The sequence below is a fragment of the Enterobacter cloacae complex sp. 677-3DZ2D5B genome, assembly GCF_004136695.1.
GTDB lineage: Bacteria > Pseudomonadota > Gammaproteobacteria > Enterobacterales > Enterobacteriaceae > Enterobacter > Enterobacter hormaechei_C.
The window spans coordinates 110,512-126,890 of record NZ_QFLS01000001.1 but is presented as its reverse complement, the minus strand read 5'-3'; the positions used below and the strand labels follow the sequence as shown (position 1 = coordinate 126,890).

At 56.4% G+C, this 16,379-nt stretch carries 13 protein-coding genes; 10 read left to right on the top strand and 3 right to left on the bottom strand.

Annotation, left to right across the window (positions count from 1 at the left end):
* Positions 1–556: 556 nt before the first annotated feature.
* Positions 557–763, bottom strand: a complete 207-nt coding sequence (locus tag DD597_RS00640) for a YbfA family protein (RefSeq protein ID WP_003858637.1) — start codon at positions 761–763, stop codon at positions 557–559.
* Between the two features lie 310 nt (positions 764–1,073).
* On the opposite strand from DD597_RS00640, the gene kdpF reads away from it, so the two are divergent.
* The 9 genes from kdpF to potE all read left to right on the top strand — a co-directional run bounded on the left by kdpF (position 1,074) and on the right by potE (position 13,005).
* Positions 1,074–1,163: a K(+)-transporting ATPase subunit F gene (kdpF, locus tag DD597_RS00635; protein ID WP_003858638.1), complete on the top strand. Its 90-nt coding sequence runs from the start codon at positions 1,074–1,076 to the stop codon at positions 1,161–1,163.
* On the top strand, positions 1,163–2,842 hold the full coding sequence (gene kdpA, locus DD597_RS00630; protein WP_063401314.1) for a potassium-transporting ATPase subunit KdpA: 1,680 nt from the start codon (positions 1,163–1,165) through the stop codon (positions 2,840–2,842). Before kdpF ends, kdpA begins: the two co-directional genes overlap by 1 nt.
* 18 nt (positions 2,843–2,860) lie before the next feature.
* Positions 2,861–4,909: a potassium-transporting ATPase subunit KdpB gene (gene kdpB, locus DD597_RS00625; RefSeq protein WP_022650611.1), complete on the top strand. Its 2,049-nt coding sequence runs from the start codon at positions 2,861–2,863 to the stop codon at positions 4,907–4,909.
* A 12-nt stretch (positions 4,910–4,921) separates the two neighbouring features.
* Positions 4,922–5,497 carry a potassium-transporting ATPase subunit KdpC gene (kdpC, locus tag DD597_RS00620; protein WP_003858641.1) on the top strand — a complete coding sequence of 192 codons (576 nt, stop codon included), beginning with the start codon at positions 4,922–4,924 and terminating at the stop codon, positions 5,495–5,497.
* On the top strand, positions 5,498–8,185 hold the full coding sequence (kdpD, locus tag DD597_RS00615; protein WP_023324324.1) for a two-component system sensor histidine kinase KdpD: 2,688 nt from the start codon (positions 5,498–5,500) through the stop codon (positions 8,183–8,185).
* Complete coding sequence (gene kdpE, locus DD597_RS00610; RefSeq protein ID WP_003858643.1) at positions 8,182–8,859, top strand: two-component system response regulator KdpE; 678 nt, start codon at positions 8,182–8,184, stop codon at positions 8,857–8,859. The genes kdpD and kdpE overlap by 4 nt, the downstream gene beginning before the upstream one ends.
* A 277-nt stretch (positions 8,860–9,136) precedes the next feature.
* Positions 9,137–9,241 carry a leader peptide SpeFL gene (gene speFL, locus DD597_RS00605; RefSeq protein WP_003858645.1) on the top strand — a complete coding sequence of 35 codons (105 nt, stop codon included), beginning with the start codon at positions 9,137–9,139 and terminating at the stop codon, positions 9,239–9,241.
* Between the two features lie 255 nt (positions 9,242–9,496).
* Positions 9,497–11,695, top strand: coding sequence for an ornithine decarboxylase SpeF (gene speF / locus DD597_RS00600; RefSeq protein ID WP_126296961.1), 2,199 nt, complete (start codon positions 9,497–9,499; stop codon positions 11,693–11,695).
* Positions 11,692–13,005 carry a putrescine-ornithine antiporter gene (gene potE, locus DD597_RS00595; protein ID WP_063855161.1) on the top strand — a complete coding sequence of 438 codons (1,314 nt, stop codon included), beginning with the start codon at positions 11,692–11,694 and terminating at the stop codon, positions 13,003–13,005. Before speF ends, potE begins: the two co-directional genes overlap by 4 nt.
* 103 nt (positions 13,006–13,108) lie before the next feature.
* Here the strand turns inward: potE and pgm are convergent, their stop codons facing one another.
* Both pgm and seqA read right to left on the bottom strand, forming a co-directional pair.
* Complete coding sequence (pgm, locus tag DD597_RS00590) at positions 13,109–14,749, bottom strand: phosphoglucomutase (alpha-D-glucose-1,6-bisphosphate-dependent) (protein WP_003858649.1); 1,641 nt, start codon at positions 14,747–14,749, stop codon at positions 13,109–13,111.
* 24 nt (positions 14,750–14,773) lie between these two features.
* Positions 14,774–15,319 carry a replication initiation negative regulator SeqA gene (gene seqA, locus DD597_RS00585; RefSeq protein WP_003858650.1) on the bottom strand — a complete coding sequence of 182 codons (546 nt, stop codon included), beginning with the start codon at positions 15,317–15,319 and terminating at the stop codon, positions 14,774–14,776.
* Between the two features lie 183 nt (positions 15,320–15,502).
* Between seqA and ybfF the strand changes: the two genes are divergently transcribed.
* Positions 15,503–16,276, top strand: a complete 774-nt coding sequence (ybfF, locus tag DD597_RS00580; RefSeq protein WP_003858651.1) for an esterase — start codon at positions 15,503–15,505, stop codon at positions 16,274–16,276.
* The last annotated feature ends 103 nt before the right edge of the window (positions 16,277–16,379 follow it).

Below are 16,379 nucleotides of genomic sequence, written 5' to 3'. Positions count from 1 at the left end.
GTAAAAGGAAAAAGGCATGCATTGAACTACTTTGCCATGAAGTGTAGACGGGATGAAATAAAAAAGGCCGCCCGAGGCGGCCTTAACGCTACTTGTCCTGCACTATCGGGGTAAAGGCAATAAACACATCCGGTTTATCACTCTTTACAACGAGTGCGCTGGCGACAGTGAACGCAATGCATAAATAGCGTTTCACTATGCGGTCCCTGCTGCTAACCGCTCCACCTATCACCACCGGTGATAAATCGGTGGACACAAGCCCGGGTAGGTGGGCTGCTTTACGGCTATGGATACACCTTTCCCAGGACCGATGCCCATTTGCGAGATGGCGGAAAGGGACGTGGCATCATAATTAACACCAACGCCAAAAGTAAGTTATTTCAGTAAAATTAGGAATTTATAAAGGTGAAGTGGATTGCGAACTTTTTAAAGAAGGGTATGATAAAAATCCCGGGTAGGGGCTGCAAGATTACCCAACGGACCGCGAATCCCGAGGGACAAAAAAACCGCCACTTTGCTGTAGGCGGTTTTTTTATGGCTAAGATGTCACACCGTATCAGTAGAAATCGCAGGTTGCTTTCTCGGCCTGATCCATCCACACCGGCTTCTCGCTGGTTTTCGCCCAGACGCGATGCAGGTAACTGTAGAAACGTGCGCGATCTTTCCAGAACAGCATCACCGGCAGGGCCAGCACGCCAGCCACAACGGCGAAAGTGCGACGCATGAAAATGATATGAGCCGGAAACTCTTTATAAAGATCCATATTTTTCTCCCCTGTAGTTGGCCGGAAACCGTCTCCGGAAAATGTGAAATCTGTGACCTGGTTAAAATAATACCGCTTTGTTTGTAATTTTACTACTCATCCGACCACTTATTTTCATCCATTTCGTGAATATTTACATTCATGCCTGTAATTAAGTTACAAAAAAGTTAACGATTTACTTACCAATAGTTAAATTGTGGCTTTTCCCTTTTTTATACTTTTTTTACACCTGCCCTTCTGATTTTTGCGAAATCTTTGCGCCACAAATCCTACCGTTTGTACAACAACAAAAGTCACCCGGAGGTGGAGTGTGAGTGCAGGTCTGATTGCCGGCATCGTGCTGGTGTTCCTGTTATTGGGTTATCTGATTTATGCCCTGATTAATGCGGAGGCATTCTGATGGCTGCTCAGGCGTTTTTGCTTATTGCCAGCTTTTTACTGGTACTGTTTGTGTTCGCCAGGCCGCTGGGAACAGCGCTGGCGCGGCTGATAAACAACGTGCCATTGCCGGGCACGCGAAATATTGAAAATGTGCTCTGGCGCATTTCAGGTATCAGCGACCGGGAAATGAACTGGCGCCAATACCTGATGGCGATACTGCTTCTGAATATCGTGGGGCTTATTGCTCTCTTTACGCTGCTAATACTCCAGGGCAGTCTGCCGTTGAACCCGCAGCATTTACCGGGGTTATCCTGGCATCTGGCACTGAACACGGCGGTCAGCTTTGTCACCAACACCAACTGGCAGTCTTACGCCGGTGAAACCACGCTCAGCTACTTCAGCCAGATGGCCGGGTTAACCGTGCAGAACTTTCTTTCTGCGGCCAGCGGTATCGCGGTGATCTTCGCCCTGACGCGCGCGTTTGCCCGTCAGAATGTCAGCACTCTCGGCAACGCCTGGGTTGATGTCACACGCATCACCCTTTGGATCCTGGTGCCTGTTGCGCTGATTATTGCCCTGTTCTTTATTCAGCAAGGCACTCTGCAAAACCTGCTGCCTTATACCCCTTTCACCTCGCTTGAAGGGGCCAGGGAACTCCTGCCAATGGGGCCGGTGGCGTCGCAGGAAGCAATCAAGATGCTGGGCACCAATGGGGGCGGCTTCTTCAACGCCAATTCATCGCATCCGTTTGAAAACCCAACGGCGTTAACCAATTTTGTACAGATGCTGACGATCTTCCTGATCCCCACCGCGCTCTGCTTCGCCTTTGGCGATGTAGTTAACGATCGCCGCCAGGGCCGTACGCTGCTGTGGGCCATGTCGTTAATCTTCGTGGTCTGCGTAGCACTGGTGATGTGGGCCGAATGGAACGGCAACAGCCACTTCATGCAGCTGGGGGCTAACAGCAATATCAACCTGGAAGGCAAAGAGAGCCGCTTCGGCATTCTTGCCAGCAGCCTCTATGCGGTGGTCACCACGGCGGCCTCCTGCGGGGCGGTGAACGCCATGCATGACTCTTTCACCGCGCTCGGCGGCATGATCCCGATGTGGCTGATGCAGATTGGCGAGGTAGTTTTCGGTGGGGTCGGTTCGGGGCTGTACGGCATGCTGTTGTTCGTCCTGCTCGCCGTGTTTATCGCCGGGCTGATGATCGGCCGCACGCCGGAATATCTCGGCAAAAAAATCGACGTCCGCGAAATGAAATTAACCGCGCTGGCGATCCTGGTCACCCCCGCCCTTGTGCTGCTCGGTACCGCGCTGGCGCTGATGACCGACGCCGGGCGCAGCGGCATCTTTAACCCGGGCATTCACGGCTTTAGCGAAGTGCTTTACGCCGTTTCGTCTGCCGCAAACAACAACGGCAGCGCCTTTGCAGGGTTAAGCGCCAACTCACCGTTCTGGAACTGTCTGCTGGCGTTCTGCATGTTCGTCGGTCGTTTCGGCGTGATTATTCCCGTCATGGCGATCGCCGGAACACTGGTGAATAAGAAGATCCAGCCGACCACCACCGGTACGTTACCGACTCACGGCGCGCTGTTCGTCGGCCTGCTGATTGGCACCGTTCTGCTGGTAGGTGCCCTGACCTTTATCCCCGCCCTCGCGTTAGGCCCGGTTGCGGAATATCTCTCTTTACGCTGATTTTGCGGAGAATTTTTCATGAGTCGTAAACAACTGGCCCTGCTCGAACCGACCTTAGTTCGTCAGGCCCTCATGGATGCGGTAAAAAAACTGAGCCCGCGCGTCCAGTGGCACAACCCGGTGATGTTTATTGTCTGGACTGGAAGTTTACTCACCACCGTACTGGCGATTGCCATGGGAACGGGACACCTTTTGGGGAATGCAACCTTTACCGGCGCCATCAGCCTGTGGCTGTGGTTTACCGTGCTGTTCGCCAACTTCGCCGAAGCGCTGGCGGAAGGCCGCAGTAAAGCGCAGGCCAACAGTCTGAAAGGGGTCAAAAAAACCGCCTTTGCGCGCAAATTACGCGAACCTAAATACGGCGCGCAGATGGACCACGTACCGGCGGATGAACTGCGTAAAGGTGACGTGGTGCTGGTGGAAGCCGGCGACATCATCCCCTGCGACGGGGAAGTGATTGAGGGCGGCGCGTCGGTAGACGAAAGCGCCATTACCGGGGAATCCGCACCGGTGATCCGTGAGTCGGGCGGAGATTTCGCCTCAGTTACCGGCGGAACGCGCATTCTTTCCGACTGGCTGGTGATCCAGTGCAGCGTTAACCCGGGCGAAACCTTTCTCGACCGGATGATCGCCATGGTGGAAGGCGCACAGCGTCGTAAAACGCCGAACGAGATCGCCCTGACCATTCTGCTGGTGGCGCTCACCATTGTCTTCCTGCTGGCAACGGCGACCCTGTGGCCCTTCTCCGCCTACGGCGGTACAGCGGTCAGCATCACCGTACTGATCGCCCTGCTGGTCTGTCTGATCCCCACCACTATTGGTGGCCTGCTTTCCGCGATTGGCGTGGCGGGGATGAGCCGGATGCTGGGCGCGAACGTCATCGCCACCAGCGGACGCGCCGTTGAAGCGGCGGGGGACGTAGACGTTCTGCTGCTGGATAAAACCGGGACCATCACCCTGGGCAATCGTCAGGCCTCTGACTTTTTACCTGCTCCCGGCGTGGATGAAAAAACGCTGGCTGACGCGGCGCAGCTTTCCTCGCTGGCTGATGAAACGCCGGAAGGCCGCAGTATCGTGATCCTCGCCAAGCAGCGCTTTAACCTGCGTCAGCGCGACGTACAAAGCCTGCACGCCACGTTCGTTCCCTTCACGGCGCAAACCCGCATGAGCGGCATTAACATTCAGGACCGGATGATCCGTAAAGGGTCCGTTGATGCCATTCGCCGTCATATTGAAGCCAATAATGGACACTTCCCCCCGGAAGTCGACCATCTGGTGGAAAGCGTGGCGCGTCAGGGGGCAACCCCGCTGGTGGTGGCGGAAGGTGCAAGCGTTCTGGGGGTGATCGCTCTGAAGGATATCGTTAAAGGCGGTATAAAAGAGCGTTTCGCCCAGATGCGTAAGATGGGCATTAAAACGGTGATGATCACCGGGGATAACCGTCTGACTGCGGCGGCCATTGCCGCCGAAGCGGGCGTGGATGATTTCCTTTCCGAAGCGACGCCGGAAGCGAAGCTGGCGCTCATTCGCCAGTATCAGGCGGAAGGTCGTCTGGTGGCGATGACCGGCGACGGCACCAACGACGCCCCGGCGCTGGCGCAGGCCGACGTGGCGGTGGCAATGAACTCCGGTACCCAGGCGGCAAAAGAGGCGGGCAACATGGTGGATCTCGACTCGAACCCGACCAAGCTGATCGAGGTGGTGCACATCGGGAAGCAGATGCTGATGACGCGCGGCTCGCTGACCACGTTCAGTATCGCCAACGACGTGGCAAAGTATTTCGCCATCATTCCGGCGGCGTTTGCGGCAACCTACCCGCAGCTAAATGCCCTGAACGTGATGCACCTGCACTCTCCGGCCTCGGCCATTCTGAGCGCGGTGATCTTCAACGCGCTGATTATTGTCTTTCTTATTCCGCTGGCGCTGAAAGGGGTGAGCTATAAGCCGCTGACGGCCGCCGCCATGCTGCGCCGTAACCTGTGGATTTACGGTCTGGGTGGGCTGGTGGTGCCCTTTATTGGGATCAAGGTTATCGACATGTTGCTAACGCTGTTCGGGCTGGTTTAAAAGGTGGATCCAATGACGATGTTACGTCCCGCTATACTGTTGTTTATTCTGCTGTCTCTGATTACCGGCGGGCTTTACCCGCTGATGACTACCGCGCTGGGCCAGTGGTGGTTTCAGGATCAGGCCAACGGCTCGCTGATTATCCAGAACGGTGAAAACCGCGGCTCGCGTCTGATTGGGCAGAACTTTACGGACCCACGCTACTTCCAGGGACGCCCTTCCGCCACTGCGGAAAGCCCGTATAATCCAATGGCCTCCGGCGGCAGCAATCTGGCGGGCAGTAACCCTGACCTGGACAAAGCCATTGCTGAACGCGTTGCCGCCCTGCGCGCTGCGAATCCGCAGGCCAGCCGTGAGGTGCCGGTTGAGCTGGTCACCGCCTCCGCGAGCGGGCTGGATTACAGCCTGACGCCGGACGCGGTGGTCTGGCAGATCCCACGCGTGGCCGCCGCCCGTCAGCTGACCGTCGAGCAGGTGAGCCAGCTGGTTGCAGAACATACGCAAAAGCCGCTGGTCAGCTTCATCGGCATGCCGGTAGTGAACATTGTTGAGCTGAATCTGGCGCTGGATGCGCTAAGGAAGAACTAAATGACCGACGAGCCCATGCGCCCGGATCCGGACAGGCTGCTTGAACAGACGGCTGAAGCCCACCGTGGCAAGCTGAAAATTTTTTTCGGCGCCTGCGCGGGTGTCGGGAAAACCTTCGCCATGCTGATGGAAGCCCAGCGGCTTCGGGCGCAGGGGCTTGATATTCTCATCGGCGTGGTGGAAACCCACGGTCGCAAAGAGACGGCTGCGCTGCTGACGGGGCTGGCGACGCAGCCGCCCCAGCGTATCAGCCATCGCGGGCGGCTGGTCACGGAGTTTGATCTTGATGCCGCCCTTGCCCGCCGCCCTGCCCTGATCCTGATGGACGAACTGGCGCACAGCAATGCGCCAGGCTCCCGCCATCCGAAGCGCTGGCAGGATGTTGAGGAGCTGCTTGAGGCAGGCATTGACGTCTTCACCACGGTGAATGTTCAGCATCTGGAAAGCCTGAACGACGTGGTGAGCGGCGTAACCGGTATCCAGGTGCGGGAAACCGTCCCCGATCCGTTTTTTGATTCTGCCGATGAAGTCGTACTGGTTGACCTGCCGCCGGACGATCTGCGCCAGCGCCTGCATGAAGGCAAAGTGTATATTGCCGGCCAGGCCGAACGCGCCATCGAACATTTTTTCCGCAAAGGAAACCTGATTGCCCTGCGCGAGCTGGCCCTGCGCCGCACCGCCGATCGCGTTGATGACCAGATGCGCGCCTGGCGAGACCTACAGGGACAAGAGCGCGTCTGGCACACGCGGGACGCCATTCTGTTATGCATTGGTCACGGCAGCGGCAACGAAAAACTGGTTCGCACCGCCGCCCGGCTTGCAGCGAAGTTTGGCAGCGTCTGGCACGCGGTCTACGTCGAAACGCCGCAGCTGCATGGCCTGCCGGAAAATCAGCGCCGCGCCATTTTGAGCGCGCTGCGGCTGGCGCAGGAGCTGGGCGCCGAAACCGCAACCCTTTCCGATCCGCAGGAAGATAAAGCCATTCTGCGCTACGCGCGGGAGCACAACCTGGGCAAGATTGTCATTGGACGTCGCCAGCACCGCCGCTGGTTTAGCCGCGAATCTTTTGCCGACAGGCTGGCCCGCCGCGCGCCGGATCTTGATTTAGTCATCGTCGCGCTGGATGACAAGCCCGCCCCCCTGCCCAACCGTACGCCGGACGCTCGCACCTTTGGCGATAAATGGCGCATTCAGATCCGGGGCTGCATGGTGGCCGTGGTCCTCTGCGCCCTGATTACGGTGATTGCCAGCCAGTGGCTCATCGCCTTCGACGCCGCCAATCTGGTCATGATTTATCTGCTCGGCGTCGTTGTGGTCGCGCTCTTTTATGGCCGCTGGCCGTCGGTGCTGGCGACGGTGATCAACGTCATCAGCTTCGATCTCTTCTTTATTGCTCCGCGCGGGACGCTTGCTGTCTCGGACGTGCAGTACATTCTGACCTTTGCCGTGATGCTTACCGTCGGGCTGGTGATCGGGAATCTGACGGCAGGCGTGCGCTACCAGGCACGCATTGCCCGCTATCGCGAGCAGCGCACGCGCCATCTGTATGAAATGTCAAAATCGCTGGCGGTTGGCCGCACGCAGCGAGATATCGTGCAGACCAGCGAGCAGTTTATCCGTTCGACCTTTCATGCCAGTAACCTGATTTTGCTCCCCGACGAACAAGGGCGCCTTCGCCCGCTGACCTCCCCTTCGGGGATGACGCCCTGGGATGAAGCGATTGCCCGCTGGAGTTTCGATAAGGGTTTACCTGCCGGCGCCGGCACCGACACGCTGCCCGGCGTGCCTTACCAGATCCTGCCGCTGCGCAGCGCGGATAAAAATCACGGGCTGGTCATCGTCGAGCCGTCTAACCTGCGTCAGCTGATGATCCCCGAGCAGCAGCGCCTGCTTGAAACCTTCACCCTGCTGGTCGCCAGCGCCCTTGAACGGCTGGCGCTCACCGCCAGCGAAGAGCAGGCGCGGCTGGCAAGCGAGCGCGAAAGTATTCGCAACTCGCTGCTGGCAGCGCTGTCTCACGATTTGCGCACGCCGCTTACCGTGCTGTTTGGCCAGTCCGAAATTCTGACGCTGGATCTGGCGGCGGAAGGATCAAAGCACGCGATGCAGGCCAGCGAAATTCGCCAGCACGTGCTGAATACCACGCGCCTGGTGAACAACCTGCTGGACATGGCGCGCATTCAGTCCGGCGGGTTTAACCTCAAAAAAGAGTGGCTCACCCTTGAGGAGGTTGTCGGCAGTGCGCTGAAGATGCTGGAGCCGGGTCTCGGCGGGCGCCATATTGAGCTGGACATGCCGGAACCCCTGACGTTAATCCATGTGGATGGCCCGCTGTTTGAGCGCGTGCTGATTAATCTTCTGGAAAATGCCGCTAAATACGCCGGGGCAAAGGCCCGGCTGGGGATTGCTGCCAGGGTGGATAAACGTGTGCTGCGGCTCGACGTCTGGGATAACGGGCCGGGTATTCCGGCCGGTCAGGAGCGCGCCATATTCGAAAAATTTGCGCGCGGTAATAAGGAATCCGCCATTCCTGGCGTTGGGCTGGGGCTGGCGATCTGCCAGGCGATTGTCGACGTGCATGGCGGCACCATTTCCGCAGAGAACCGCCCGGAAGGTGGGGCACGCTTTTGTGTTACACTTCCTCTGGAAAGCCCACCAGAACTTGATGAATTACCAGAGGATTTGTGATTAACGTTCTGATTGTTGAAGATGAGCTCGCTATCAGCCGATTTCTGCGTACCGCGCTGGAAGGCGACGGTTTGCGCGTTCATGAAGCCGGAACGCTTCAACGAGGGTTGATTGAAGCCGCGACCCGCAAGCCAGATCTGGTGATCCTGGATCTGGGACTTCCGGATGGCGACGGCATCGATTTTATTCGTGAGGTGCGTCAGTGGAGCCAGATGCCTATTCTGGTGCTCTCTGCCCGCACCGAAGAGACGGATAAAATCGCCGCGCTGGATGCCGGAGCGGATGATTATCTGATCAAACCGTTTGGCATTGGCGAGTTACAGGCCCGGCTTCGTGTGGCGCTGCGTCGACACAGTGCCACCTCCCCTTCCGACCCGGTGTACGCCTTTGGCGATATCCGCGTCGATCTTGCTGCACGCCGCATTGTAAGAGGAGAAGAAGAGATCCACCTTACGCCTATTGAGTTTCGTCTGCTGGCCGTGCTGCTCAATAACCATGGTAAAGTGTTAACGCAGCGACAGCTGTTAAGCCAGGTCTGGGGGCCGAATGCTGTCGAGCATAGTCACTATTTACGCATTTATATGGGACACCTTCGCCAGAAGCTTGAAGCCGATCCCGCGCGTCCTCGTCATTTATTAACAGAAACCGGTATCGGATATCGGTTTATGATCTGAATAAGTATTCACTTTAATTTTAAATAAAAACTTACCAGCCTGAATATAGCCATGAAAATAACGATGAGATTATTTTCACGGCTATATTCGCCCTCCTTAAACACAATTAAAACATCCATTTAACACCGAACCAACAAAACAGCATTTTGATCTGCGTTATTCACTCAAAACGACTAATTATTTCTGAAATGATCGGTTATTGGTGATCTGTTTCACAGTTAATCCCTTTTCCCTGGATAAAATGACCATGCTTTCAATTACTGAAAGGAAACTGAACATGGAAAACAATAATCGTTTAATGCCCCATATAAGGCGGACAACACATATCATGATGTTTGCCCACCGAAACTGTTTTGACTTTCATCTCTTTAACGCCCGGTAGTCCTTCGACTTCTGGCGCATCTGCTTACAGGTCATCCTGAAAAACGCTATTTTACAGGCTGTTGCCTGTGAACACCTGCGCTCATTCCTTGTGATTCAGATTCTCCGCAACCGGGCGGACTGAATTCTACTCAGCAAAAAAGCAATTAACTGATTTCGTATCAGCGGACACGCTTTGCTTTTTTTTCCGGAAATAATCGATTTCTTTACCGCAAGAAGTCGAGGGCCCCATATTGCCTGAAATAAAGAGATAAAGATGAAAACGTTAAAAATTGCCGTCAGCCGTGCCTGCCCTGAATGCTTTACCACTTCGCGCGACATTGTGGATATCACCGCATCGGATTATATTGATGTGGCAGCCGTGGTTCTGGCCGTCAGCGATATTTTCAATGGCGCCATAGAAGAAATAGAAGCCACGGGATTCGGTATTCCGGTGTTTATTGCCACGCATAAAGAAGAAAGGGTTCCGGCTGAATTTCTGTCGCGTATTCACGGCGTTTTTGAGTACTCCGACACCAGCAATGCGTACTACGGACGCCAGCTTGAAGCGGCTGCGCAGAAGTACGAAACCCAGCTCCGCCCGCCGTTCTTCCGCGCGCTGGTCGATTACATCCAGCAGGGGAACAGTGCGTTTGACTGCCCCGGACATCAGGGAGGCCAGTTCTTCCGCCGCCATCCGGCCGGAAACCAGTTTGTCGATTTCTTTGGCGAAACGCTTTTCCGCGCCGATCTGTGCAATGCCGACGTGGCAATGGGCGATCTGCTGATCCATGAAGGCGCGCCATGCATCGCCCAACAGCATGCGGCAAAAGTCTTTAATGCGGATAAAACCTACTTCGTGCTGAACGGCACCTCCTCTTCCAACAAAGTGGTGCTCAATGCCCTCCTCACGCCAGGCGATCTGGTGCTGTTCGATCGCAATAACCATAAATCTAATCACCACGGAGCACTGTTACAGGCAGGCGCGACGCCGGTGTATCTGGAAACGGCGCGCAACCCGTACGGGTTTATCGGCGGTATTGACGCACACTGTTTCGACGAGAGTTACCTGCGGGAACTGGTGTCAGAGGTCGCGCCTGGTCGCGCGCGGGATGAACGTCCCTTCCGTCTGGCGGTGATCCAGCTGGGCACCTACGACGGTACCATTTATAACGCCCGTCAGGTGGTGGATAAGATTGGTCACCTGTGCGATTACATTCTGTTTGACTCCGCCTGGGTGGGTTACGAGCAGTTTATCCCGATGATGGCCGACTGCTCACCGCTGCTGCTGGAGCTGAACGAAAACGATCCAGGCATTCTGGTTACCCAGTCGGTGCATAAGCAGCAGGCGGGCTTCTCGCAAACCTCGCAAATCCATAAGAAGGACAGCCATATAAAAGGCCAGGCGCGCTATGTCCCGCATAAGCGCCTCAACAACGCCTTTATGATGCACGCCTCCACCAGCCCGTTCTATCCGCTGTTTGCCGCCCTGGATATCAACGCCCGCATGCACGAGGGGCAAAGTGGGCGCAACATGTGGATGGACTGCGTGGTGACCGGTATCGAAGCGCGAAAACTGATCCTTCAGAACTGTCAGTTTATTCGTCCGTTCGTGCCAGAGACGGTGGATGGCCGTCCATGGGAAAGCTGGGATACGGCAGAGATTGCTACCGATCTGCGCTTCTTCCATTTTGTTCCGGGCGAACGCTGGCACGCCTTTGAGGGATATGCCGAGCATCAGTATTTTATCGATCCCTGCAAACTGCTGCTGACCACGCCAGGCATCAACGCCCGCACCGGCGAGTACGATGATTTCGGCGTGCCCGCCACCATCCTCGCCAACTTCCTGCGTGAAAACGGCATCGTGCCGGAAAAATGCGACCTCAATTCCATTCTGTTCCTGCTCACCCCGGCGGAGGACATGGGCAAATTGCAGCAGCTCGTCGCCCAGCTGGTGCGCTTCGAAAAACTGCTCCAGAGCGATGTGCCGCTGAAAGAGGTTCTGCCCTCTCTTTATAAGCAACATCCGGAACGTTATGCAGATTATACCCTGCGTCAGATTTGTCAGGAGATGCACGACCTCTATGCCCGCCATAACGTGAAGCAGCTGCAAAAAGAGATGTTCCGCAGGTCTCACTTCCCGCGCGTCATGATGAACCCGCAGGAGGCGAACTATGCCTATCTGCGCGGTGAGGTCGAGCTGGTGTCCCTGCGCGACGCGGAAGGCCGTATCGCCGCGGAAGGCGCGCTGCCTTACCCACCGGGGGTGTTGTGCGTGGTTCCGGGGGAAGTCTGGGGCGGTTCCGTGCTGCGCTACTTCGCCGCGCTGGAAGACGGGATCAATCTGCTGCCGGGCTTTGCGCCGGAGTTACAGGGGGTTTACGTCGAGGAGTGTGACGGTCGCAAACAGGTGCGCTGCTACGTCATCAAACAACCTGCCGCTCAGCCATCGCTGCTGAAAGGAGAAAAATTATGAGTAAGGCCAACAAGATGGGCGTGGTGCAACTCACTATTCTCACCATGGTGAATATGATGGGTTCGGGGATCATCATGCTGCCCACCAAGCTCGCTGAAGTGGGGACGATTTCGATTATCTCCTGGCTTGTTACCGCCGTGGGTTCGATGGCGCTGGCATGGGCCTTTGCCAAGTGCGGAATGTTCAGCCGCAAGTCCGGCGGGATGGGTGGCTATGCCGAATATGCGTTCGGTAAGTCCGGTAACTTTATGGCGAACTATACCTACGGCGTGTCGCTGCTGATCGCCAACGTGGCGATTGCCATTTCCGCTGTCGGTTACGGTACGGAGCTGTTTGGGGCGACGCTGACCCCGGTGCAGATTGGGCTGGCAACCATCGGCGTGCTGTGGATCTGTACCGTCGCCAACTTTGGCGGCGCGCGCATCACCGGACAACTTAGCAGCATTACCGTCTGGGGCGTGATCATCCCGGTTGTCGGCCTGTGCATCATCGGCTGGTTCTGGTTCAGCCCGACCCTGTACGCCAACTCCTGGAATCCGCATCACGTACCGTTCTTCACTGCCGTGGGATCGTCCATCGCCATGACGCTGTGGGCCTTCCTCGGGCTGGAGTCAGCCTGTGCGAATGCGGAAGTGGTGGAAAACCCGGAGAAAAATGTGCCGATCGCGGTACTCGGCGGGACGCTGGGGGCGGCGGTGATCTATATCGTCTCGACCAACGTGATTGCGGGAATTGTGCCCAACATGGATCTGGCCAACTCCACGGCGCCGTTCGGGCTGGCGTTTGCGCAGATGTTTACGCCGGAGGTAGGGAAAGTGATCATGGGACTGATGGTGATGTCCTGCTGCGGCTCGCTGCTGGGCTGGCAGTTCACCATCGCTCAGGTGTTTAAATCCTCGGCTGACGAAGGTTATTTCCCGAAAATCTTCTCCCGCGTGACCAAAGCGGATGCGCCAGTGCAAGGGATGCTGGCGATTGTCATCTTCCAGAGCGGATTGTCGCTGATGACCATCAGCCCGTCACTGAACAGCCAGTTTAACGTGCTGGTCAACCTGGCGGTGGTGACGAACATCATTCCGTACATTTTGTCGATGGCGGCGCTGGTGATTATTCAGAAGGTGGCGAAGGTTGATCCGCGCAAAGCCCGTACGGCCAATATTGTGGCGCTGATTGGTGCAATTTACAGCTTCTATGCGCTCTATTCCTCCGGCCAGGAAGCGATGCTGTATGGTGCGATGGTGACCTTTATGGGCTGGACGCTGTACGGTCTGGTGTCGCCGAGATTTGAATTGAAGAACAAGCACAGTTAGGTAAAAGCAAAACGGCAACCCTGAGGTTGCCGTTTTTAGTGTTTTCTCCCTCTCCCCGTGGGAGAGGGCCGGGGTGAGGGCATCAGCCCGCACCAAACACCACTTACGCGTTTTTCAGCACTTCGCTGACAATCTCTACCGCTTCTTTCTCAATCTGCTGACGATGCTCAGCGCCGAGGAAGCTTTCGCAATAGATTTTGTACGCATCTTCCGTACCGGATGGACGCGCGGCGAACCAGCCGTTTTCGGTCATCACCTTCAGGCCGCCGATGGATGCGCCGTTACCCGGTGCCGCCGTCAGACGCGCGGTGATCGGGTCACCTGCCAGGGTGCTGGCGCTGACCATCTCCGGAGAGAGTTTTGACAGAGCTGCTTTTTGCGCAGACGTGGCGCCAGCCTGGATACGGTTATAGCTTGGCGCACCAAAACGTTCCGCCAGCTCGTTGTAATGTTCCTGCGGGTTCTTACCGGTGACCGCGGTGATTTCCGCCGCCAGCAGGCACATGATGATGCCGTCTTTATCGGTTGACCATGGGGTGCCGTCGAAGCGCAGGAAGGATGCCCCCGCGCTCTCTTCACCGCCAAAGCCGAAGCTGCCGTCGTGCAGACCGTCAACAAACCACTTGAAGCCCACCGGCACTTCCACCAGCTTGCGGCCCAGCGCATCGACCACACGGTCAATCATGGCGGAAGAGACCAGCGTTTTACCCACCGCGACCTCTTTGCCCCACTGCGGACGGTGCTGGAAGAGATAATTAATGGCCACAGCCAGGTAGTGGTTCGGGTTCATCAGCCCAGCCGGGGTGACGATACCGTGACGGTCGTAGTCCGGGTCGTTAGCAAACGCCAGATCGAACTTGTCGCGCAGCGCCAGCAGGCCAGCCATTGCGCATTCGGAGGAGCAGTCCATACGGATCGCGCCGTCTTTGTCCAGGTGCATAAAGCGGAAGGTCTGATCGACGTGATCGTTCACGATGGTCAGATCCAGCTTGTAGTGCTCGGCAATGCGTTTCCAGTATTCAATACCGGAGCCGCCCAGTGGATCCACGCCCAGCTTCAGACCGGCTTTCTGGATAGCGGCCATATCGACGATATCCGCCAGCCCTTCCACGAACGGCTGAACCAGATCCTGCTCTTTAACGTGGCCGGAGGCCATGGCTTCATCCAGTGAGATACGCTTCACGCCGTTCAGACCGTTAGCCAGTAACGCGTTGGCGCGATCTTCCACCACTTTCGTGACGTTGGTATCCGCCGGGCCACCGTTTGGTGGGTTGTACTTGATGCCGCCATCTTCCGGTGGGTTGTGGGACGGGGTGATCACAATGCCGTCAGCCTGCGCGCCACCTTTTTTGTTGTGTACCAGAATAGCGTTAGACACCGCAGGCGTTGGCGTGAAACCGTTGTTCTCCTGAACAATCACGTCTACGCCGTTCGCCGCCAGCACTTCCAGCACGGAGATAAAAGCAGGTTCAGACAGGGCGTGGGTATCTTTCCCTACATAGCACGGACCGGTGACGCCATTTTTGGCGCGCTCTTCCGCGATGGCCTGAGCAATGGCCAGAATGTGCGGTTCGTTAAAGCTGTGGCGCGCCGCGCTGCCGCGGTGGCCAGATGTACCAAACTTCACTGCGTGTTCTGCGTTGCCCACCACCGGTTTCAGCACGTAGTACTGCGCGGTCAGTTGAGCGACGTTAATCAAATCGCGTTGTTGCGCAGGTTGTCCTGCACGGCTGTGATTTGCCATTGCCTGGTCCTTCTGATGCAAGGGTTAAATTGTACCGCAAACCTTTTCGATCAATTCCGCCGGGAACTGCATGGACTGCATGATATGTTCGATCATGCTGCACTTGCGGCCCGTATTGGTATTGGTGATCACCCAGTATGGCGTACCGGGAACGTGTTTGGGTTTGGTTTGGTTGCCATTTTGCAGCAAGGTCTGCTCGTCGCCTGCGAAATAAACGCGCGTGCGACCGTGCAGCGACTCTGTCGCTTCTGCAAATGCGTTGTTATCCAGTGAGTAAAGTGTAGACAGCACCAGCATAAAGCGGTTAACGGCCTTTTTCTGCTCGGCATATTCATCGGACAGCAGCAGCTCGCGCATCGCGCGCACTTTGTCCTTTGCCGGCATGACGGCAGGTTTTACTTGTGCAACAACGCTCGGCTGAGACACGACATCTTTAGTGACAGGAGTGGGCTGTGAGGCGGCGGAAATTTTAAGCATGCGCCGTAAAATGTCGGACGCGCTCTCCCCAATATGCCGCGTCTGGCTGGCAATATACTGATAGAGTTCGTCATCAACTTCGATTGTTTTCATCTTAATCCAGTGCGATATCTTATCTGAATACAAGTCGTTGAGATTATAAGGTCAAATCCCAACAGCGGATAGCGTCAAACCAGGTTGGCGGCAAAAGTCAGATTAAACTGGATCCTTGCCCCCGGGCGGCAGAATGGTCAACATGATACCCTAACCTGACAAACCTAAAAAAAGAACTTTGCCATGAAATTGAATACCCGAGCGCAAACTGCACAATCGCCGAACAATAATTCTCCCATCGTACTGGTTCACGGCCTGTTTGGTAGCCTGGATAATCTGGGTGTGCTGGCGCGCGATTTAGTGACCGATCACGAGATCCTCCAGGTTGATATGCGCAATCACGGTCTTTCAGGGCGCTCGGAGGAGATGACGTACGCAGCCATGGCGCAGGATCTGCGGGACACCCTCGATGCGAATAATATTCAGAAAGCGACGCTTATCGGGCATTCAATGGGCGGTAAAGCGGTGATGGCGCTCACTGCGCTGGCACCTGAGCGAATTTCCGGGCTGGTGGTCATCGACGTTGCGCCCGTCAATTACGACGTTCGCCGTCACGATGAGATTTTTGCCGCCATCAATGCGGTCACCGAAGCGGGTGTCGCAACCCGCCAACAGGCGGCTGCCGTTATGCGCGAGCATCTTGATGAAGAAGGCGTGGTCCAGTTCCTGCTGAAATCGTTTGTTGACGGGCAATGGCGCTTTAACGTCCCGGTGCTGTGGGATCAGTATTCGCATATTGTGGGCTGGGAAGCCGTCCCCGCCTGGCCGCACCCTACCCTTTTTATTCGCGGCGGCAACTCCCCTTACGTCACTGACGCGTACCGTGACGCGCTGCTGGCGCAATTCCCGCAGGCTCGCGCTCACGTCATTGCGGGTGCCGGGCACTGGGTACACGCGGAAAAACCGGATGCCGTCCTGCGCGCCATTCGCCGCTATCTTACTGATACAGCGAATTGATTAAAAAGCCAGCGACCGGAAGACGACGGGCTTCCAGTCGTTGGCGTGTGGATTTGGGTGATGTATGATGGCGCGCTTATCGCCCGGGCATTAGCAGGGCGGC

Bases quoted from the DNA above. Each gene is read 5' to 3' on its own strand.
- DD597_RS00640 (WP_003858637.1), bottom strand. From the start codon at position 763: ATGGATCTTTATAAAGAGTTTCCGGCTCATATCATTTTCATGCGTCGC.
- kdpA (WP_063401314.1), top strand. From the start codon at position 1,163: ATGGCTGCTCAGGCGTTTTTGCTTATTGCCAGCTTTTTACTGGTACTG.
- kdpB (WP_022650611.1), top strand. From the start codon at position 2,861: ATGAGTCGTAAACAACTGGCCCTGCTCGAACCGACCTTAGTTCGTCAG.
- kdpC (WP_003858641.1), top strand. From the start codon at position 4,922: ATGACGATGTTACGTCCCGCTATACTGTTGTTTATTCTGCTGTCTCTG.
- kdpD (WP_023324324.1), top strand. From the start codon at position 5,498: ATGACCGACGAGCCCATGCGCCCGGATCCGGACAGGCTGCTTGAACAG.
- speFL (WP_003858645.1), top strand. From the start codon at position 9,137: ATGGAAAACAATAATCGTTTAATGCCCCATATAAGGCGGACAACACAT.
- speF (WP_126296961.1), top strand. From the start codon at position 9,497: ATGAAAACGTTAAAAATTGCCGTCAGCCGTGCCTGCCCTGAATGCTTT.
- potE (WP_063855161.1), top strand. From the start codon at position 11,692: ATGAGTAAGGCCAACAAGATGGGCGTGGTGCAACTCACTATTCTCACC.
- pgm (WP_003858649.1), bottom strand. From the start codon at position 14,749: ATGGCAAATCACAGCCGTGCAGGACAACCTGCGCAACAACGCGATTTG.
- seqA (WP_003858650.1), bottom strand. From the start codon at position 15,319: ATGAAAACAATCGAAGTTGATGACGAACTCTATCAGTATATTGCCAGC.
- ybfF (WP_003858651.1), top strand. From the start codon at position 15,503: ATGAAATTGAATACCCGAGCGCAAACTGCACAATCGCCGAACAATAAT.